At 52.9% G+C, this 19,346-nt stretch carries 16 protein-coding genes and 1 pseudogene; 5 read left to right on the top strand and 12 right to left on the bottom strand.

What is annotated here, in order from left to right; all coding sequences use genetic code 11:
- Positions 1–33: 33 nt before the first annotated feature.
- The 11 genes and pseudogenes from Q7V21_RS17970 to Q7V21_RS16640 all read right to left on the bottom strand — a co-directional run.
- Positions 34–1,545 (bottom strand): annotated as a pseudogene (locus Q7V21_RS17970) (DUF4118 domain-containing protein); the annotation flags it as partial.
- A 36-nt stretch (positions 1,546–1,581) separates the two neighbouring features.
- A complete protein-coding gene (corA, locus tag Q7V21_RS16595) occupies positions 1,582–2,571 on the bottom strand; it encodes a magnesium/cobalt transporter CorA (protein WP_304918346.1) in 990 nt (329 codons plus the stop codon).
- A gap of 291 nt (positions 2,572–2,862) precedes the next feature.
- The gene (locus Q7V21_RS16600; RefSeq protein WP_304918347.1) at positions 2,863–3,798 is read right to left on the bottom strand and encodes an MCP four helix bundle domain-containing protein; all 936 of its coding nucleotides are present in this window, start codon (positions 3,796–3,798) and stop codon (positions 2,863–2,865) included.
- A gap of 16 nt (positions 3,799–3,814) precedes the next feature.
- Positions 3,815–4,294, bottom strand: a complete 480-nt coding sequence (locus Q7V21_RS16605) for a potassium channel family protein (protein WP_304918348.1) — start codon at positions 4,292–4,294, stop codon at positions 3,815–3,817.
- A 22-nt stretch (positions 4,295–4,316) separates the two neighbouring features.
- Complete coding sequence (gene kdpC, locus Q7V21_RS16610) at positions 4,317–4,892, bottom strand: potassium-transporting ATPase subunit KdpC (protein WP_304918349.1); 576 nt, start codon at positions 4,890–4,892, stop codon at positions 4,317–4,319.
- 11 nt (positions 4,893–4,903) lie between these two features.
- Entirely contained in the window at positions 4,904–6,985 is a 2,082-nt protein-coding gene (gene kdpB, locus Q7V21_RS16615; protein WP_304918350.1) for a potassium-transporting ATPase subunit KdpB, read from the bottom strand.
- 20 nt (positions 6,986–7,005) lie between these two features.
- A complete protein-coding gene (gene kdpA / locus Q7V21_RS16620) occupies positions 7,006–8,814 on the bottom strand; it encodes a potassium-transporting ATPase subunit KdpA (RefSeq protein ID WP_304918351.1) in 1,809 nt (602 codons plus the stop codon).
- Positions 8,814–8,903, bottom strand: a complete 90-nt coding sequence (kdpF, locus tag Q7V21_RS16625) for a K(+)-transporting ATPase subunit F (protein ID WP_304918352.1) — start codon at positions 8,901–8,903, stop codon at positions 8,814–8,816. The genes kdpA and kdpF overlap by 1 nt, the downstream gene beginning before the upstream one ends.
- Positions 8,904–9,858: 955 nt before the next feature.
- On the bottom strand, positions 9,859–10,824 hold the full coding sequence (locus Q7V21_RS16630) for a lipopolysaccharide assembly protein LapB (protein ID WP_304918353.1): 966 nt from the start codon (positions 10,822–10,824) through the stop codon (positions 9,859–9,861).
- 429 nt (positions 10,825–11,253) lie between these two features.
- A complete protein-coding gene (locus Q7V21_RS16635; protein ID WP_304918354.1) occupies positions 11,254–13,419 on the bottom strand; it encodes a transglutaminase family protein in 2,166 nt (721 codons plus the stop codon).
- Positions 13,420–13,524: 105 nt separating this feature from the next.
- A complete protein-coding gene (locus Q7V21_RS16640) occupies positions 13,525–14,304 on the bottom strand; it encodes a TIGR01458 family HAD-type hydrolase (protein ID WP_304918355.1) in 780 nt (259 codons plus the stop codon).
- A 704-nt stretch (positions 14,305–15,008) separates the two neighbouring features.
- Between Q7V21_RS16640 and Q7V21_RS16645 the strand changes: the two genes are divergently transcribed.
- From Q7V21_RS16645 to Q7V21_RS16660, 4 genes are read left to right on the top strand one after another with little or no spacing between them, the layout of a single operon-like run.
- Positions 15,009–15,578 carry a hypothetical protein gene (locus tag Q7V21_RS16645; protein ID WP_304918356.1) on the top strand — a complete coding sequence of 190 codons (570 nt, stop codon included), beginning with the start codon at positions 15,009–15,011 and terminating at the stop codon, positions 15,576–15,578.
- Positions 15,568–16,371 (top strand): hypothetical protein, encoded by an 804-nt coding sequence (locus Q7V21_RS16650; protein ID WP_304918357.1) that lies wholly within the window; start codon positions 15,568–15,570, stop codon positions 16,369–16,371. The genes Q7V21_RS16645 and Q7V21_RS16650 overlap by 11 nt, the downstream gene beginning before the upstream one ends.
- 50 nt (positions 16,372–16,421) lie before the next feature.
- Entirely contained in the window at positions 16,422–17,156 is a 735-nt protein-coding gene (locus Q7V21_RS16655; protein WP_304918358.1) for a TIGR03759 family integrating conjugative element protein, read from the top strand.
- 56 nt (positions 17,157–17,212) lie between these two features.
- Positions 17,213–17,791, top strand: coding sequence for a transglycosylase SLT domain-containing protein (locus Q7V21_RS16660; protein ID WP_304918359.1), 579 nt, complete (start codon positions 17,213–17,215; stop codon positions 17,789–17,791).
- Between the two features lie 82 nt (positions 17,792–17,873).
- On the opposite strand, the gene Q7V21_RS16665 is transcribed toward Q7V21_RS16660, so the two are convergent.
- Positions 17,874–18,515, bottom strand: coding sequence for a DsbA family protein (locus Q7V21_RS16665; RefSeq protein ID WP_370654078.1), 642 nt, complete (start codon positions 18,513–18,515; stop codon positions 17,874–17,876).
- A gap of 148 nt (positions 18,516–18,663) precedes the next feature.
- Between Q7V21_RS16665 and Q7V21_RS16670 the strand changes: the two genes are divergently transcribed.
- Positions 18,664–19,302 carry an excalibur calcium-binding domain-containing protein gene (locus Q7V21_RS16670; RefSeq protein ID WP_304918360.1) on the top strand — a complete coding sequence of 213 codons (639 nt, stop codon included), beginning with the start codon at positions 18,664–18,666 and terminating at the stop codon, positions 19,300–19,302.
- The last annotated feature ends 44 nt before the right edge of the window (positions 19,303–19,346 follow it).

Consider the following 19,346-nt stretch of genomic DNA (forward strand, 5'->3'; position numbering starts at 1 on the left):
GCGCACATTGGCCATAAGGTTACTGATCACCATCCCCACAGTTAACATCGCCACGAAGGTCACCAGATACTGACTGTCGGCTACCGAAAAGCTGAGGTAAGGCCTGACAAAGAAAAAGTCAAACAGGGCGACTCCGAGCAAGGAGGCCAGAATGGAGGGCCCCCGCCCGAAACGGGTAGCAATAAAAACCACACCCAGCAAAAAAAACATGATCAGATTGGCCAACTCGAACTTGCCGAACGTCAGATGCGCTAACAGGGCGCTGGCTAGCGTCACGACGATGGCCCAGACATAGCCGAAATAGTAGCCTTTTTTGCGTGTCTTAAGTCTCGCGCTGAGTCCGGGAAGCGGGCTTTTCCGGTACAGGGAGCTCTCTGATTTATCCCCGCTACCGCCCTTTTCAGATCTGGGACTGCCCAGCAGATACAGATTGATGTTGTGCGCATCGCTAATCAGCACATCCACCACCGAACCCAGCAGCAAACGCTTCCAGCCCCGGCGGGTCGGTTTCCCCATGACGATCTTGGTAATATTTCTTTCCTTGGAGAGCTTGATGATGGCGGAGCTCATATCGGGCGCACTCAATGCCATGGTTTCGGCGCCCAACTGTTCGGCAAGACGCAAAATGCGCAGTACGCCATCCCGTTTTTCCGCCGGCAAGCGTTGCAATTCGGGCGTTTCGACATACATTACCAGCCAATGAGCGCGCAGGCTGGTAGCCAGGCGCTTGCCGGCACGGACCAGTCGTTCCGCCAAGGCATTGGGGCCGATACAGACCATAATGCGTTCATTGACCTGCCAGACTTCGCGGATAGCGTTATCCTCGCGGTAATCCAGCATCTGGGCATCGACGCGGTTGGCGGTATGCCGGAGAGCCAGTTCCCGCAAGGCAATCAGATTGCCTTTGCGGAAAAAATGCTTAATCGCTTCCTGAGCCTGTTGCGGCAAATAAACCTTGCCGTCTTTCAGTCTATCGAGCAACTCGTCGGGCGGCAAATCCACCAGTTCGATTTCATTGGCCTCTTCAAACACCGTATCCGGCACGGTTTCCCAAACCCGTATGCCGGAAATCTGGCCTATATCGTCATTGAGGCTTTCCAGATGCTGTACATTGAGTGCCGTATACACATCGATGCCGGCATCGAGGAGCTCTTCGATGTCCTGCCAACGCTTGGGATGCCTGCAACCCTGTGCATTGGTGTGCGCCAGTTCGTCAACCAGAATGATTGAAGGCTTGCGCTTGAGGGCTGCATCCAGGTCGAACTCCCGCAAAGTCGCCCCGCGATAGTCAATCTGCTGGGGCGGCAACACCTCCAAGCCTTCCAGCAAAGCGGCCGTTTCCTTGCGTCCATGGGTTTCCACCAGACCGACAATGATGTCAATATTTTCGGCTCGTCTCTCCCTGGCCGCCAGCAACATGGCATAGGTCTTACCTACGCCGGCTACCGCACCGAAAAATATCTTCAGCCGGCCTCGCCGGGCCTTGGCTTTATCCCGCTCGACGCGAGCCAGCAATTGATCGGGATCGGGGCGTTCGTTGTTCATGATGATGATCTCGCGTATCGTGTATGCATTGTTAATTTATAGCCAGCCGGTTCTTTTCAGGCGTAAATACAGCAGCAGACTGCCTAACGCCACGCCGCCGACCACCACCGGATAGCTGTATTGCCAATCCAGCTCCGGCATGTGCCTGAAATTCATTCCGTACCAGCTGAAGACCATGGTGGGTATCGCCAGGATCGCGCCCCAGCCGGCCAGCCGTTTGACGACTTCGTTCTGACGCACCGTTTCAAAGGTCAGGTGTACTTGCATCGCCGCGACCAACATCTCGCGCATGCCGTGAATCGTTCGATCGATGCGTTTAACATGATCAGCAATATCGCGAAAATACACGCGTCCTTCCTTGGGAATAACGGTGTTATGAAGGCGCATCAGTTCGTTGCAGATATCCAATACCGGAGAAATGGCGCCTTCCAGCAGCAGCAACTCGCGCTTCAGTTCGTAAAGGTCTTCCATGGTCTGCAGGCTGGGCCGGTGTTGAAAAATAGCCGACTCCAGCATATCGAACCGTGCCTGCAAACCGTTGATAACCGGCACATAGTTATCGACGATAAAATCCATGATCGCATACAACGCAAAGCCAGGCCCTTTGGCCAATTTCTGCGGCATGGCCTCGCACCGCTCTCTGACTTTGCTGTGACTGCTAGAATAGCCGTGCCTGATTGTCACCAGAAAATGCGAGCCCAGAAAAAAATGGGTTTCCCCGAACTCGACCCGACCTCCCGCAAGATGAGCGGTATGCAACACGATGAACAGTGAGTCGCCGTATTCCTCGATCTTCGGACGCTGATGTGCCGCACAGGCATCTTCGATAGCCAAATCATGCAGTCCGAATTCCTCCTGGATTTTGGCCAGCAGCTCATGGTTCGCTTCGCGTAAACCCAGCCAGACAAAGGTGTGATCCCGTTGCAGCACTTCACTGATGTCTTCGATGGTTACGTCGCCGATACTGACGCCATTTTGATAGGCCACGCACTTCATGACCATGGGGTTATCGATTGTATCTGACATAAATGTCTCCCTCTTTAACTCAATTGTGGAACGTAATCCAATCGGTATGCACTTTGTCCCAATCCTGAAGTGCCGAACACATTCTCCGAGGGGATGATGGCTTCGAGCGCCGGGCACACGACCTCTCGCGGCCCGGCGGAAATCACGTAGAACTGGAAAAGGTTTTTACCCAAGCCTTCGCTCAAGATTTTGGCGAACAACTTGACAAGTCCTTGCGGATGTATTCACGCCATGTCTTGATGACCGGATAAGGCTACCCCTATCGGGTCGCTTTGAACTGCTGAGCCGTTATTATTCAATCCCCCCTTTTTTTTTCAAACGGGGAAGCGAATAATTACCCTGAGCTTGAACTGTCTCTTGGAGGTTGGTTAGAATCTCCTGGCATTGCGAAGAAATCAACCTTAGTTTACCCAGCGATAAATCCGCTGACTTGATATTCGTATTCATCCGGGAAAGCTTCAAGACCTCACCCGTCAAGTTCATGAATCGTTCGTATGCAGTTTCTGCATTCTTCAGATCATCATTATTTTTTAGATCAGCAATACCACGAAGAGATATAAGCGCTTTCTTGACTGATTCATCATAAGACTTGATGCTTTGCTCGATTTTATCCATGTCTTGATCATCCGCTTCTTCAATATGAGGCTTGTGGAGAGCAAATATATTCAGGCCGGCAGTGAGTGCCTCATACGTGAGCATGACTGCCTCATTACACTGGCTGCCGTGCGTGTTCCGGTGGATGAGGCGGTTCAAGCTCGCTTCAAAATACTCCATTTCTTGAGCACATTGCGTCGCGGAGATCTTTTGGGCCTTGAGATTGGTGTTTTGAATGGCAAGATCCAGAATGGTTTCATCTAATTTTCTATAGTGTGCCCAACAAACAGTGAATTCATTGATCATCTCAGTCTCTCCAGGGAGCTTCTCCTGAAGGATGATGGCTTCGATTTCCTTCCGGCTGCTTTCTACGCCATCGGCCGCTTGGCGAGCCTGGGCGGCAAATGCTTCCGATGCCTCATCGGTAATGGCTAGAACGGCGTTCTTCTCGGCCTCAATAGCTTCGAGAAGATGACTCCTCATCGTTGAGAGTAGATCAAGCTTGATAAACTTCGTCTCGAAAGGATTGTATCTCTCGCCATAATAGCCATAGAGCGTAGCTGCTACCAAAACAACAAGGGTCAGTACCCATGGTAAGTAAATATATAATCTTCTCTCTGTCTTTTCTTCCATACCTCAGCCTCTCGCCTTAGTCTATGTTCGATGACAACTGCTTCTCCAGCGCCTTCAGCCGCTCGTGCAGTCGGGCCAACTCGGCTAGAATCCGGTCTTCCCCGGTTTGAATGTGACCCGCCTTCTGTTCGATTTGCAGCATATCAGCTCCCAAAGCATCCATATTTCTGCCGATCAGAGCGACCGAAACCAGGGCGGTGAACAGTGAAAAGAATACCAGTCCAAACAATATCAGCCCCGCTGCCAGCAAACGCCCGAAAAAGGAGATCGGAACCACGTCACCAAAGCCCACATGAGTCATCGTCACCCAGGCGGACCAAATGCCATCGAAGGGCGACTTAATATTGGGATCAATCAGGAAAAGTATCAGTCCGACAGCCAAGGTCACCATAATTGCAAGCAAAACCAGATAGCCCAGAGTCTTAACCCTGAAGAGTTCGACCCTGAGGTTGCTCCCCCAATGAATTGCATTACGACATTCTTCTAGCCAACGCATATATTTTGTCCTTCAGTCTCGTCTAAAGAATGGCATCCAGCGCCAAATTTAATGTCAGGACGTTAACCCTCGGCTCTCCCAGAAAGCCCCACTGACGGGATTCAGTGTTAGCATCAATCAGGGCGCGGAGTTTTTCAGGTTTCATATTACGAGCCTTGGCCACGCGATTAATTTGATAATCCGCTGCTGCAGGACTGATATGTGGATCCAGCCCGCTACCCGATGCCGTAATCAGATCAACCGGAACCGGAGCCTTATTATCAGGATCGGCTACTTTTAACGCCTCAATACGGGCTTTAACGGCATCTACCAGAGCCGGATTGGTCGGACCCAGGTTTGAACCGCTGGAAGCGCCGGCATTATTGGGGAAAGGTCCTGTTGCGGAAGGCCGTCCCCAAAAATGACCGGGGCTGCTGAACGACTGTCCGATCAGACTGGAGCCCGTCAGCTTGCCACCATTGTCTGTCAACTGGCTGCCGTTTGCCTGAGAGGGAAACAGAAGCTGTGCCAGACCCGTCACTACGGCGGGATAAATCACGCCGGTTAACACACTCAATAGAACAAACAAAATAACCGCCGGTTTGAAATGTTTAATCATTGCAATCTCCTTTAAACTAGACCCAGCGTGACCAGAAACAGGTCAATCGCCTTGATGCCGATAAATGGAACAATCAACCCGCCTACGCCATAAATCAGCAAATTGTTTTGCAGCAGTGTGGCGGCGCCGACCGGCTTGTACTTGATGCCTTTTAAGGCCAGTGGAATCAGCGCGACAATAATCAGCGCATTGAAAATCACGGCCGATAAAATCGCGCTCGCCGGCGTTGCGAGATGCATTACATTCAATACGTTAAGCACCGGATAAGTGGTTGCGAACGCGGCCGGAATGATTGCGAAATATTTCGCCACGTCATTGGCGATACTGAATGTCGTTAAGGCGCCGCGCGTCATCAACATCTGCTTGCCGGTTTCGACGATCTCGATTAACTTGGTCGGGTTCGAATCGAGATCCACCATATTGCCGGCTTCCTTGGCCGCCTGGGTGCCGCTGTTCATCGCAACCGCGACATCGGCCTGGGCCAGTGCCGGCGCATCGTTGGTGCCGTCTCCGGTCATCGCGACCAGACGCCCCTCAGCCTGGTATTTCCTGATTAGCTTCAGCTTCTCCTCTGGTGTAGCTTCGGCGAGAAAATCATCGACACCGGCCTCGGCAGCAATCGCGGCAGCAGTCAACCGATTATCGCCGGTAATCATGATGGTCTTGATGCCCATCTGACGCAATTCGGCAAAACGTTCCTTGATCCCGCCTTTGACGATATCCTTGAGTTCGATGACGCCCAGCACGCGCGCGTCTTCAGCAACCACCAGCGGGGTACTGCCGCGACGCGCTACCTCATCGACCAATCTCTGGAACTCCGGCGGAAATTTGCTGCCCAGCCCGCCCAGCCGTTCAACCTGAATACGGATGGCATCGGCGGCACCCTTGCGAATCTGTCGGCCGTCAATATTAACGCCGCTCATCCGGGTTTGGGCGCTGAAATGCACAAAAGTGGCTCCCAGCGCATGCACGTCCCGTTCTCTGAGCCCGTATCTCTGCTTAGCCAAAATCACAATACTGCGTCCTTCCGGGGTTTCGTCAGCCAGTGAAGCCAATTGCGCGGCATCAGCCAGTTCTTTATCGGTTACGCCTTTAACGGGTATAAAAGCGGAGGCTTGCCGATTACCCAAAGTAATCGTACCTGTTTTGTCCAGCAGCAATACATCGATGTCGCCAGCCGCTTCTACGGCCCTGCCGGAGGTGGCAATCACGTTTTTCTGCATCATCCGGCCAATTCCGGCTACCCCGATGGCAGATAACAAACCGCCAATGGTTGTCGGGATCAGACAGACCAGCAACGCCACCAGAACGGTAATCGTGATCGGTTGTCCTGCGCCCGAGGTTGCCACGGCATACAAGGAGAACGGCAGCAAGGTCACGGTAGCCATCAGGAAGACCAGGGTCAATGCGACCAGCAGAATGGTCAAGGCAATTTCATTAGGCGTTTTCTGCCGTTTTGCGCTTTCCACCATGGAAATCATCCGGTCCAGAAAAGCTTCGCCCGGATTGGCGGTAATACGCACGACCAGCCAGTCCGATAACACGCGCGTACCGCCGGTCACCGAACTGAAATCGCCGCCCGATTCGCGGATTACAGGGGCACTTTCGCCGGTAATCGCGCTTTCGTCCACTGAGGCAACGCCTTCAATGACTTCGCCATCACCGGGAACAAAATCGCCGGCTTCTATCAAAACCACATCACCGCGCCGCAAACCGGAGCCTTCCACTTTGGAATAATTGGCACCATAACGCGGCTCATCCAGTTTTTTCGCCGCAATATCACGCTTGGCGCTCCGCAAAAATGCGGCTTGCGCCTTGCTGCGCCCTTCGGCGACGGCCTCGGCGAAATTGGCGAACAGTACCGTTCCCCATAACCATAACGTGATGGCCAAAATGAAATTGGCGGGCTCTTCCCCTTTTCCGTCCAGAGCCAGCACCCAAAGCAGGGTAGTCAGGAGACTGCCTATATAAACGACAAACATCACCGGATTTTTCCATTGCTGCCGTGGAGTCAGCTTCCGGAATGAATCCACCAAGGCTGCACCCAGGATGTCCCGATCGAACAAAGACGTTGAAACAGATTTTTGACTCATGAAATTCTCCAATTAACTGATTATTTAGCCCCGATCATCTGAAGATGTTCGACCACAGGCCCCAGAGCCAGGGCAGGTACAAACGTCAGCGCACCGACCATGAGTACGACTCCGATCAATAACGCCACAAACAGCGGGGTATGCGTCGGTAAGGTACCGAGACCGACCGGCACTTTCTTCTTCTCGGCCAGGGAACCCGCGATTGCGAGTACCGGTACGGCCAGCCAGTAACGGGAAAACAGCATAGCTAGACCCAACATCGCGTTATAGAAGGGCGTATTCGCCCCAAACCCGGCGAATGCACTGCCGTTGTTGTTACCCGCCGACGAGAACGCATACAGCACTTCGCTGAAACCGTGTGCGCCCGGATTGAAGACCGATGCCTTGCCGACCTCGACCATGATTGCGAGCGCTGTACCGCCCAATACGACCAGCGGCGGAATCAGAATAGCGATCGCGGCCATTTTCATCTCGTAGGCTTCGATTTTTTTACCCAGATATTCGGGCGTGCGGCCTATCATTAAACCGGACACAAACACCGCGACAATCGCAAACATGATCATGCCGTAAAGGCCCGAGCCGACGCCGCCGTAAATCACTTCACCCAATTGCATCAGCCACATCGGCACCATGCCTCCGATCGGCGTGAAGGAGTCGTGCATGGAGTTTACCGAGCCATTAGAGGCCGACGTGGTAGCAACCGCCCACAGCGCGGAGTTGGTAATTCCGAACCGGGTCTCCTTGCCTTCCATGTTGCCGCCGGACTGGCTGACGTTTGCCGATTGATCGACGTTCAATGCTGCCAGAGCAGGATTACCGCTTTGCTCCGCCGGTACCGCGACAAAAATCAGCGCGACAAAAATCAGTGTCATCGCCGCCAGAATCGCCCAGCCTTGCCGGGTGTCACCCACCATCATGCCGAAGGTATAGCACAGCGCGCCCGGGATAAGCAGTATCGACAGCATCTCCAGAAAATTGCTTAACGGCGTCGGATTTTCCAAGGGATGCGCCGAGTTGACGTTGAAAAAGCCGCCGCCGTTGGTGCCGAGTTGCTTGATGGCTACCTGGGAAGCCGCTGGCCCTACCGCTATGACTTGCTCTTTGACTTCGACCGGTTCCATGACCGGCTTGCCGTTGACGTCTTGCAAGGCCTGACCGTCTGCGCCCAGTTTAGGTTGTTCATAAGTGACTGTTTCGACTAGCGGTACAGCTTGATAGGGACTAAAAGTCTGCACCACGCCCTGTCCTACCAGTACCAAAGCCAGGATCAGCGATAGCGGCATCAGGATGTACAACGTGCTGCGGGTGAGGTCCACCCAGAAATTGCCGATGGTATTTGCATTGCGCCGGGTAAATCCGCGGATCAATGCGACCAGCACTGCCATGCCCGCTGCGGCGGAGACGAAGTTCTGCACTGTCAGACCCAGCATCTGCGTTAGATAACTCATCGTTGTTTCGCCGCCATAGCCCTGCCAGTTGGTATTCGTGGCAAAACTGGCCGCCGTGTTGAATGATGAGTCAGGGCTGACGCCGGGCAGGTTCTGCGGATTAAAAGGCAGGGAGGCTTGCAGGCGTTGCAGCGCAAAGACCGCCAGCGCACCCAGAAGATTAAAGACCAAAAAACCGATGGCGTAATCGGTCCAGCGCATTTCCTCTTCGGGATTCACGCCGCTTAGGCGATAGATCACTCTTTCGACCGGCGCCAATAAGCGGTTCAAACCCACGGACTCGCCCTCATAGACTCTGGCCATATACCAGCCTAGCGGCTTTGCCAAGGCGATCAGGGTAACGACATAAAATAGTATTTGAACATAACTGTTACTTGTCATCAGAATTTCTCCGGATAAAACAACGCGGCAACCAGGTAAACGAAAATCGCCAGCGCCAGTACGCCACTTAACAAATAAACCCAGCTCATGACTGCCCCCTTAATTTTTCACAGGCATAAACCAGAGCGACGGTGACGGCAAAAAAAACAAGCGTCAGTAGAAGATATACACTATCCATAAAACCACCTCACATAAGACGACCAAAACTAATCGTTGATTACAGAATCTTTGTTAAAACACTAGCGTGCAGTCTACTCTGGAAAGGTGTAAAAAAACTGTAAAAATTTAAGCTGGCGATGTAAAAAAAATGTTAGCTTTTCAGGGTTCTGTCACAATTATTTAATGGCCTTAAGTAGCCACATATTTGCTGACAAAGTTATCTTGCTAAAACCATGAACCGCTTATAAGAGGGAATATTTTCCTCGGAAAATAATAATGTGGGCTGTTTCGATCGCTTGGGGACTAGTAGTCAGTCATTTTAATTATGACGGGTAAGATTAAGTGTAACTTTTCTGTTCCCTTCTTTTTCAAAGGGGGAAGCGAATATGCAATTGCTGACTAATAATAGTTTTACACGACATAACAATAGCGACTGAGTACTAGGTCTAGGCTAAGGTAATACAAGCCTCATCACTTTAGTGAACACATCGCGCTAAAGGTTGCTTAACATCACCTCATAACTCAACGGAGGGGCTTTTACCATTTGTTTGATACAGTGTTTTTTCATTGAACAGTGACAACTTTGGGTGTGTGAGAGCTGATCACTGGCGACCTCTGAATGACTCCTTTCAAGAGTTAATCGGCCATTCACTGGAAGCCTGTGTATGTCCCTTCCAAGCACATTGGCAAACTTCATCCTGTATAATTCATCGCCATAAAGCGGCCAGTCGCGACCGGCAGGTTTTGGCCGGTAGGTGCCCGCCACACAGAATCAATATCAACGTCAGCTAACGAGAAACGCATGTGTCAGCAGCACAGACCCCTTGCAGGCATAGAGTAATGATAACTTTCAATTGATGCTGACACTTCAGACTACTTGATTATCTAATCATTAAAATAATCATGAATTAATAGTTTATTATCTTTTAAAGCATAATCTTTCATGTATTCAATGACCGTTGCTTGAGGTTGCGTTTCTGAAAACTTTAGGCCTTTGGCTATAGTTTGCTTAAATATTTCTTTATTAATAATTGCTGGTTCATAGTTAGGGTCTAATGCAATAGCTCTGTCGAAAGCCTCTATCGCCTTCTTATCTTCGTTTAAATGAGCATAACAAAGAGCCATATTGCCAAAAGCTTGTAGTGCTGATGGGTTGATTCTGATAACTTCTTTATAGCCAGCAATTGCTTTTTCCCATTGTCTATTCTGCATTAACTCAAAAGTGGCATTAAATCTTTTTAAGCTTCCAATATACTCATCTAATTCAAGCCCTGTTGTTTTATAAGTTATCTGCTCAAAATCACCTAAAAGTTCCTTTGCCATCCCAACAGCTTCGTCACTATTTTCACCTAATTCGATGACTTTACGGAGCGAAACAACCATTTCTATAATATCCATTTTTTTCTGCGCACTTAGGGCTCTATTAAACCAACAGTCGACATAATATGGATATATTTCTATTGATTTATCGAAGCACGCCATTGCTTCGTCATGCTGTCCTTTAAAGCCGTGAATGGTTCCCATAGCAAAATGAATGGTGTATAAGTCAGCATTTGCTTTCATCAATGAACGTATAACTAACTCTCCATTTGCAATATTACCGGCTTCAACCATCCGTAAAGCACGATCAATTTCATCATCAACTTCTGGTGCTATGCGTATAGTAAAATGTTGAGGTGATTTCTTGGCTTTTTCAATGGCAAACTTCCGCGAGTCTTTGTAATATGAACAGCCTTCACATTCCGCGTTACGAATTTCAGCACAACAACGAGGGCAAATAAGCGTCATGTCCTTTAATAAGCAACCTCGCTTACCCTTTGCATTTGAGCAAATAATACAATTTTGTTTCATACACTTCTGTTGGTTATCTAATTTATTGATATTTTATACATTTACACAGGAAATATACATTTTCATCTCTAAATATCAATACCGACAGAATACATGATTATTTTAAACGTCCGGTTTGGCCGTGAGTTGCTCGTCATTACTGCATCAATATCTACAACAGCCTCGGGGGGGAACGCTTGCGTCAGCAGCTGGCCGTTTCGAGCCATTTTTACTAGTTCTTTTCAGTGTCAGCTTTAAAACGGCATTCGGCGACGGCGTCACGATTGGCCCGATTCTGCTGGGCGCGGTTAAACCCATTCACATGCTCACGCCTCTGTGGATCGTCAACTTGTCCGCGCACGGTCATGGACGCCAACGTGTAAGGTCTAAGGGCGATCGAGTTGCGCTGAACAAATTACCGCGCGAGCAAAGGTTACGAGCCGGCCTCGATCAAACCAACTCCCTGTTGGGACAGGCTCTCAGGTCCAAGCCATAATCAGTTGTAGCCAACGGGGGCGGTTCGACCAAGGCCAGTACTGTGTGAGGTCCCAAAGTTTCCATTACCATTCGCTCGTTTCGCCTGCGCCGGCTTTCCTCCCCGTCGCCGGGCAGCCCATTATAGCCCCCTCCCTCGGGTTTCCAGTCGTGCAGGGTAATGCGGTAGGTTTCGCCAGTACTGGCTTGTTGAAAGGTCAATTCGACCGGTGTTTGTATCCCAAGGGTCGGGTGCAATCCACGCCAAGGCATGAATAACCGATATTGAAGCCCGAAGACCAGCACCGGTCCAGCGTGATCCTGTTCGTAGCGAACTGGAATTCTCCATCTTCCGCTGCTGACGCGCCAGTCCCTGATATCTGCCATAGATCCGCTAGGGGGTCTGAGCGTAACCTGAATACGAGTCGTACTTGAGTCGATCAGTCGCGACGTGCCTCGGTCCTGTCCGGCGGAGGCTTCGACCAATGGCCAGAATTCCAAAGCTCGTTTAATGCTCAACCGGCAGCCGCCAAGTTCGGCATGCCCCAAGATGCGATCACTGTCGTCTACCAGGCGTTCAACGATGGGCTTGCCCAAGCCCAAACCTGCCAGAGATAGATCCTTCAGAATTTCGAGCAAATCCTGCTTCAAGAAAAAGGGCAATGCAAAACGTTTGTGCAATTCGGCTCCCCAGTCGATCAGGCCGGTGAGGTCCTTTTGAACTGCCAGCATTGCGATCACGGCGCGGAATAACGCGGCGCGGGCAGTCAGCGTCTCCGCTGACGATGCCATGCAAAATGCCCTGAACTCAACCAAACCGAGGCATCCGCGCCCAATCAGGTTGGGATTCCAGAGTTTTTCCACGTTAATTTCACTGCGGTGCGAATTGCCGGACGCATCGGTCAGGAAGGGGGCGAGGCTGGCCCAAAGTAGCTCCGGTTCGCAGTTGTCTTGCATCGCCAACAAGTCCAGCGCGAGTTTGAGTTCCTCAAAGGATTCGCGAAATCGCTCATCGGGCCGGGGCGATTGACTCGAACTTCCGACACAGGTGGGGGTGAAGAAATATGACAATGCCGGGTGGCGATTAAAGTAACGGATGATGTTCGGTAGCAGCCATGGCTTCAGGAAAAACGGACTTGCTTCCGGGGCGGGGCCGCCAAAGGTGATTTGTCCGCCGCCGCCGGAATCGGTGACATCCCCATTGTAATGGAAACGATAGGCCGAAAGGCCTTGATCGATTGCCGATGGGTAGAGGCTCCGGGCCATGCCAAGGAATTCCTCAACGTTTGGAGAGGGCGCCATATTGATCTCGATCACGGCAGGATCGGGCGTAACCGTGGTCCAAGCGATGCTGCGATCTACGGGTGGGGGATAACCAGCCAGAATCAACCCCTTCAGTCCCGCCTCCGTGGCTGCCTGACCGATTTCAATCAGACACGCCAAGAAGGCCTGCACATTTGGAAAAGCCGGCAGTTCGAGTTGTGGCATAGGGAGCGAATCCGATGCTTCGGCCTTTGGCTTCCGGCCTGGCATCGGGTAAACGCTGATCAGGTAGATGCCTTCGGCCGCAAGAGGATCGGACCAGCCCTCGGACGGGATGGCTTGTGCATGAAGGGATGGACGTACAAGACGCACGTCCGCGGCGGGATTTTCGGGCGGCGACTGAGCATCGAGACGAAAAGCGATGCGCCAGTCTGGCTGATCGTCACACCTAAACCGGATGTTGCCCCAATCGCGTTCGTCAAACCGTCGCGCTAAAATAGTAAGGAATCCTTCGAATGACGATTCCGGTGAGCCTAAGCCACCCACCGTCGGATCAACAGGCCCCGACCATAACGGAGCGCCGTCCCGACGTTGGTAAATCCCGAAATTCCAGCGTGGCAGGTTCTCGCCTGGATATTGTCTGCCCAGGGTGCGTAAGATGAGCGAGCGAGGCAAGTCTTGACTTAGCCTGGCCAGCAAACCCAGGGCACGGCTTGCCTTGTCACCACCTTCCGCTTCGTAAAGCCACTCCGGTGCCTCTGAGAGTCGGTCCGTAAAGGTGGGTTCTGCGCCCACCCAAATCGTCAGTCCCTTGGCGGCAACCGACCGGTCGTGATGCCGTATCGCCTTATCGAAGGCTTCTTTATCGTGATCAAGCATGGGTATTCCGGGCGTAAAGACCGTTATCAAAAGGGATTCATTGCCTTCATGGCGTCTGAGTCGGTCGTGCGAAACCTGCTGATGCCAGGGCCGTGCCGCGATCGATCATAAGCCTAGCGCGGCGGGTAAATCGCGGATTGAGTCGACGATCCAATCCGGCTTGATCTTCGCTGCTTCTGCGTAAGCCGGTCGGTATTTGCCGGTTTTCACCAAAATGCCTCTTAGGCCGGCCAGCTGTCCGCCGCCCACGTCCGTATCGATGTCATCTCCGATGATGACGGCCTCGGAAGCCTTTAGCCCCATGTCATCCAGAGCGACCTGAAAGAAATCGGGAGAAGGCTTACCGATAATCATCGCTTGGACTCCGCTGGCGTATTCCAATGCTTCGATAAAGCCACCGATGTCCATCTGCAATCCCGCCTCGGTCTGCCAGAACCGGTTTTTATGGATGGCGATGAGCTTGGCGCCGCCGATCAGGCAGTTGAACACCTCGTTTAACAACCGGTAAGACCAGACGTCACCAATATCGCCTACCACCACGTAATCGGCTTCCGTGTCGGATTGCCGAAATTCCCCAAAATCCTGTTTTATATCATCCGCCAATAGCAAGCGGCAAACTGGATCGGACTGGCGTCTCAGAAAGAGCCGTGCGGCTTGTGGCGCACTGATGATTTCCTCCCGGGTCACGGAAAAGCCCAGGGCGTTGATTTTTTGTTGGAGCGAAACCAACGACAAGTTGCTGGTGTTGGTGATGAACCGACAGGTAAAGCCGGCAGTTCGGATGTGCTCCACAGACTCGCTGGCGCCTTCGATGGCACGAGAGCCGATGTAAAGTACACCGTCCAGGTCAAACAGGACGCCTTTGATAACGGACAGGGAGTTCATGATGATCGGGTTTGTCGTTGGGAAACGAGGGATAGGAAATTCAACTGTCTTTTTTTAACTGGTTCGGGTGAACATTATTATAAGCTGAACTGTATTACAAGACTTATTGCTTGGTTGCTCTCTATCTGAGCCTACAAACTCAGCTTTTGTGGGTTTTTGGGGCGAACACGATACCTTGAGACCCTTATCTGAAAGGTGCGCACAAGGGAGCCTCTCCCCGTCAAAAGGGTTGACTGGCAAGGGCACCGAGAGGTTACCCGTTCACGGTCTGATCAAACGCAAATTCCGGTAGGGGTTCCGCTGTTTCAGATTCATTCGGGTGCTTGATCGATATCCGTATCCGGCCCGTCGGGTAAAGCGCGAGCTGGTTCTCCGAGCAATAGTCGGCAATCATAGCGATCACCGATGCTGAGTTACAACGCTGCCCTATTCAGCGCCTGCAACGGGAAAGGCTCACGGCAAAAGGCTTAAAGCAAAGGGAAAAAGGTAAAAAAGGTGCAAAGGGAAGGGGGCCTTAACGGGAAAGGGCTTATCCCTAAAAGGCTTATCTGCTGGTTAAAAACGGGGCCGATAGATCAAAACCCTCGCAAAAGCAGACACGGTTTTACCTGTATCTTTACCGGCCAACCCGGCAGAATTTACTCACACATGACGGAGATTCAAGGTCCAGTCCTGGGCGCTCCTGAGTCATTGCGAGTGTAACCATGAAGCCAAACCTTTGTTATCCTGCCTCTTTGATGTTGCTGCCAACCGTTCTGGCATTGCTAGCCGGCTGTGCTTACCAACCACCCCAGCACGCCCGTAGCAGTAAACCGGATCCCAACCCGATTAGTGCTCTGGATGCGAACCGTAGCGGATCAGCCACGGCCCAGCGCCTGGTAATTTATCAAAACAGCGCCAAGAGCCGGTCCGCGTCCAGCGTTCAAACCGGGCGTTACAGTGCCCTGAGCGCAGGCCCGACGGATCCGCAGCGTCATCCCCTGCACGTCATCATCGAGGTGACGATTCCGGAGGAACACAGCACCGTCGAACAAGCCCTTCGCTATCTGTTAAGACGCAGTGGTTATAGCTTAGATGCTGCGCTCCGTCCCGATGTCGTCCGTCTGCTGGCCAAGCCACTGCCGGAGGTGCATCGCAAATTGGGCCCGATAACTTTGCAAGACGCGCTGACCGTGCTGGTGACGCCTTACTTTGTGGTCTGCGAAGACCCAATCAACCGGCTGATCCGCTTCGTGCCCATTAATGCAGCAGGGGAGGGCCGTGATGATGCCTGAGCCGCAAACCTCGACTCCAAACCAGGCAGCCCAAGCCGGCCAATTTCAGCCTTTGCCGCACTGGCTCTTGCTCGGCGGCATCGTCTTGAGCGTGCTGGTAATGAGTCTGCTCGGCGGGTTATTATCCGGCAGGCTTCATAAGCCCGCGCCTGATGCCCTGATTGCCGTTGAAACCCAGGTTGCTACAGCCCATCTCAAACAAGCTGGTCAGCCACTTGCTGCACCAGACAAAACCGCGGTCACGCCAGCGCCTGAAGCAGGGGATAAACCGGATGTGGCCAGCAGCCCAAACGCTGATCCGCTGGCCGCCGCCCCATTCCCAACCCAAGAGCCAAAGGCCATGCTGACTCAGGACATCACCGCGCTCAAAGCCGCGCTGGCCGATCAGTTCAGGCACCAACAGGAGGGGCACCGCCAACAGGCAACTCAACTCGCCGCCTTGCAGCAGCAACTGACGGCCCAAGCCAGCCAGCTTGCCCAGCTCGACCGCCTTTTAAATGAGACCGCGGCGAAAGCCAAACCGCACACCCCGCCGAAACCTAAAGCCATCGGCAACCGGAAAGAACCGGCCACAGTCGCGGTTCCCTTCCAATTGGTCAGCATCGATCAATGGGGTGAGACCCACGTAGCGGTTCTGCGCCAGGGCGGACAACTGCATGAAAAAACCACCGGACAGACCCTCCAGGACTGGCAGCTCATCGCCATTAACCCGGTTGAACAGACGCTGAGCGTCAAATCGCCGGCCGGCTTCCTGCACACCCTGGCCATCAGCACCCTCCTGAATAGCCACTAGGGCAGACCATGCTACTCCAGCAGCACCCGGCAACCGTCTTCGCCGTCGTTATGACTATCATGAACGGAGGCCTGCAACCGGCCCTGGCAGCCGATTCCCAGGCCCAGGCCCTGACTTATAAAGACTCCCAAACCCAAGCCCTTGATGAAAGCACGCAGCGCCGGCAACAGTGGTCACTCACGGAGGAACAATGGACGCGTTATCAAACCTTGTTGCAAGGCATTCGTGGCAGTATCAGTCCGGCCACGATTTCACCGATCGAAGTGCTGGGCACGCATGCGGAAACCGAGCAGGAACGCCGGTACTATGCGGAACTCTGGGCCCGAATGCGCCATGAGGATGCCGAGCGCATACTCGCGTTTCAGCAGGCTTATGATGAAGCCTTTCAAAAACTGTACCCCCATGAAACGCTGATCGACAGAGCCCGCCTGCCGCGCCCGGCAGCTAACGATCAGACGATTGCCGAGGGCGACCGGCTCCTGGTCTTCCTGCAACTCAAGCACTGCCCGGCCTGTGACAACCTGGTCCAGCGTATCGTCCATCAGGCCGCGCTTAAAAACCACCAGCTGGATCTGTATTTTGTCGATACCCAGCACCAACGCGATGAGGGTTTGATAAAACAGTGGGCACAGCAGCAAAACTTAAATCCCCAGCGCTTAACAGCCGGCACTCTCACCCTGAACCACGATCAGGGCACCTATTTCAAATTAACCCGTCAGCGGCTCGGGCCGATCCCGCAGGTCTTTAAACTTCATGGTAAGACACTGGCAGCGCTGCGTTTATAGTCCCTTCACGGTACCGTGTCATGACAGGCCGGTCTGAACGGCGCGAGAACCCATTGATGAACCCAACCGTCTTGCTCCGCCGCAGCCTACCGATAGTCTGTTGTGTCTGGCTTCAGCCCGGAACTGCCCATGAGGCCATACCGGCCAGCTATCAACGCATCGCCGCTGAACACCACCTGCCGCCGGCGGTGCTGTACAGTGTTGCGATGACCGAGAGCGGTCGAACACTGCCCAACGGCCAAGTCCGGCCCTGGCCGTGGACCCTGAATGTAGCCGGCCTGACGAAACGCTATCCGACCCGCTTAGCAGCCTGGCAGGGACTGACGGCCTATTTAAAACAAGGCATCGATTTGATCGACATCGGCCTCATGCAAGTCAACTGGCGCTATCACCGGCAGCAACTGGGCTCGCCCTGGCAAGCCCTGGAACCGTTCAACAATACCCGCACCGGTGCCAAGATCCTCCAAGGTCACTATCAACAGACCGGCACCTGGCCCAGCGCCATCGGCCGCTATCATTCACCCGGCTCAAAGCCCGCCCAACGGCACCGGGCCCAACAGTACGCGCAACGCGTGATTAAACAGATGGCCCGTGTTCAAGGTGGGCCTAACGTCCTTGGTTCAGAAGGGTATTAACCCCAGCAAACAGCGTGCTGAGCAAGAAAGAGGGCAGCAGAACGTCTGATTTTGGATCACCTACCAATTTAAAAGATAACAGCTACGCCCTGTTCAGCAGATCGGCTATTTGCTCCAGCATCGTTTGAGGGGTGAAATAATCAACGGTAATCGCCGACTGCTGACCCTCATGCAGTAGGCGTAAGGACGGATAAGCCGTGACGCCCATGCCTCGTGAAGATTGAATGTCATGCTGTAAAGCCTGCGCAATCGCGGGACTCCGTAAAGCTCGACCAAACGCAACCGTATCCAGGCCCACCTCCGCAGCGCATTGTTCAAGCGTGTCAAGCAGCGATGGATTTCGGGCCTGTTGGTAATAGGCTGACTGAATGGCCCGTAACAGCCGCGTTTCACAGTCAGGGCCTTGTTGCCTCGCGGCCAATAAGGCCCGGCAGGCCGGATAGGTGGAACGGACCGGCGTGCTCGCTGTCCAGAAGTCAAAATTGAACCGCACTCCGGGCACCGTTGTTTCAATGCGCCGCCAGGTTTGCTGAAGGGCCTGCTGCATCTCCATCGGCATCGGCGTTGTGGTGTCCGGCGCCAGGCCGCCCAGGACATAATCAAACACTATCCCCGGCGGCAAATCCCGTTGCAACGCCTGCAAGCTCGCGCTGAACGCATAGCACCAACTGCACATTGGGTCATGGATATAAATTAATCGTGGTTCCGGCATGGCTTTACTCATCTTTTATCTTTGACAGGATAGGGCCTCATTGTAACCAGCGCGATGACTTTACGCCCGGTTAAAAAGCCGGAAAAAGCCCGCAGGTTGCGCTAAGCTAAATCAACCGATCAAGACCTGAACCGTTACACTGACCGACATGAATCAAAACATGAGTACGCAACAAGGAAAACTGGCGCGCTGGATTGAGGCGAGGGGCTTTGGCTTCATTAAACCTGAAACCGGTCAGGGCGAACTGTTCATTCATATCAGCGCCTTTAAAAACCGGGTCCGTCAACCTGTGGTTGGTGATGTCATTTTCTATCAGGTCAGTGTTGATCGTGACGGTAAAACCCGCGCCATCAATGCCCGAATCGAGGGGGCCAGCGAAGATAACATAAACCCAGCCACCTGGTCATTGATGCCAATAGGCACCGACTTACCCAACCAACGAAGCGTCCCTGAAAACAAAGCCTATTCCAACAAGGCCAACTTGCCATCGCAACGGCCTCAGGCGCAACGACCCCCAAAAAGTTTCAATAGCCAACCTGTTGTCCTGCTGATAGCAGTGACAATTGGCATTGCCGCGTGGATTAAAGTCCAGGGTTTGACTCAACAGACAGCGCCGCAAACCGTTGCAGTCAGCCAACCGACATTGCCGACACAAGCACCTCGGTTCCACTGCCAGGGAAAAGAATGGTGTTCGGAGATGACATCCTGTGAAGAAGCCACTTTCTACTTGGAGAACTGCCCCAACACCAAAATGGATGGGGACAACGATGGCATTCCGTGCGAAAGTCAGTGGTGCTGATGAGTGCCTCTGACCGTGTTAACGCTCTTCCAACTCGAGGAACA

It is taken from the genome of Methylophaga sp., assembly GCF_030651745.1.

Bases quoted from the DNA above. Each gene is read 5' to 3' on its own strand.
- corA (WP_304918346.1), bottom strand. From the start codon at position 2,571: ATGTCAGATACAATCGATAACCCCATGGTCATGAAGTGCGTGGCCTAT.
- Q7V21_RS16600 (WP_304918347.1), bottom strand. From the start codon at position 3,798: ATGGAAGAAAAGACAGAGAGAAGATTATATATTTACTTACCATGGGTA.
- Q7V21_RS16605 (WP_304918348.1), bottom strand. From the start codon at position 4,294: ATGCGTTGGCTAGAAGAATGTCGTAATGCAATTCATTGGGGGAGCAAC.
- kdpC (WP_304918349.1), bottom strand. From the start codon at position 4,892: ATGATTAAACATTTCAAACCGGCGGTTATTTTGTTTGTTCTATTGAGT.
- kdpB (WP_304918350.1), bottom strand. From the start codon at position 6,985: ATGAGTCAAAAATCTGTTTCAACGTCTTTGTTCGATCGGGACATCCTG.
- kdpA (WP_304918351.1), bottom strand. From the start codon at position 8,814: ATGACAAGTAACAGTTATGTTCAAATACTATTTTATGTCGTTACCCTG.
- kdpF (WP_304918352.1), bottom strand. From the start codon at position 8,903: ATGAGCTGGGTTTATTTGTTAAGTGGCGTACTGGCGCTGGCGATTTTC.
- Q7V21_RS16630 (WP_304918353.1), bottom strand. From the start codon at position 10,824: ATGAAACAAAATTGTATTATTTGCTCAAATGCAAAGGGTAAGCGAGGT.
- Q7V21_RS16635 (WP_304918354.1), bottom strand. From the start codon at position 13,419: ATGCTTGATCACGATAAAGAAGCCTTCGATAAGGCGATACGGCATCAC.
- Q7V21_RS16640 (WP_304918355.1), bottom strand. From the start codon at position 14,304: ATGAACTCCCTGTCCGTTATCAAAGGCGTCCTGTTTGACCTGGACGGT.
- Q7V21_RS16645 (WP_304918356.1), top strand. From the start codon at position 15,009: ATGAAGCCAAACCTTTGTTATCCTGCCTCTTTGATGTTGCTGCCAACC.
- Q7V21_RS16650 (WP_304918357.1), top strand. From the start codon at position 15,568: ATGATGCCTGAGCCGCAAACCTCGACTCCAAACCAGGCAGCCCAAGCC.
- Q7V21_RS16655 (WP_304918358.1), top strand. From the start codon at position 16,422: ATGACTATCATGAACGGAGGCCTGCAACCGGCCCTGGCAGCCGATTCC.
- Q7V21_RS16660 (WP_304918359.1), top strand. From the start codon at position 17,213: ATGAACCCAACCGTCTTGCTCCGCCGCAGCCTACCGATAGTCTGTTGT.
- Q7V21_RS16665 (WP_370654078.1), bottom strand. From the start codon at position 18,515: ATGAGTAAAGCCATGCCGGAACCACGATTAATTTATATCCATGACCCA.
- Q7V21_RS16670 (WP_304918360.1), top strand. From the start codon at position 18,664: ATGAGTACGCAACAAGGAAAACTGGCGCGCTGGATTGAGGCGAGGGGC.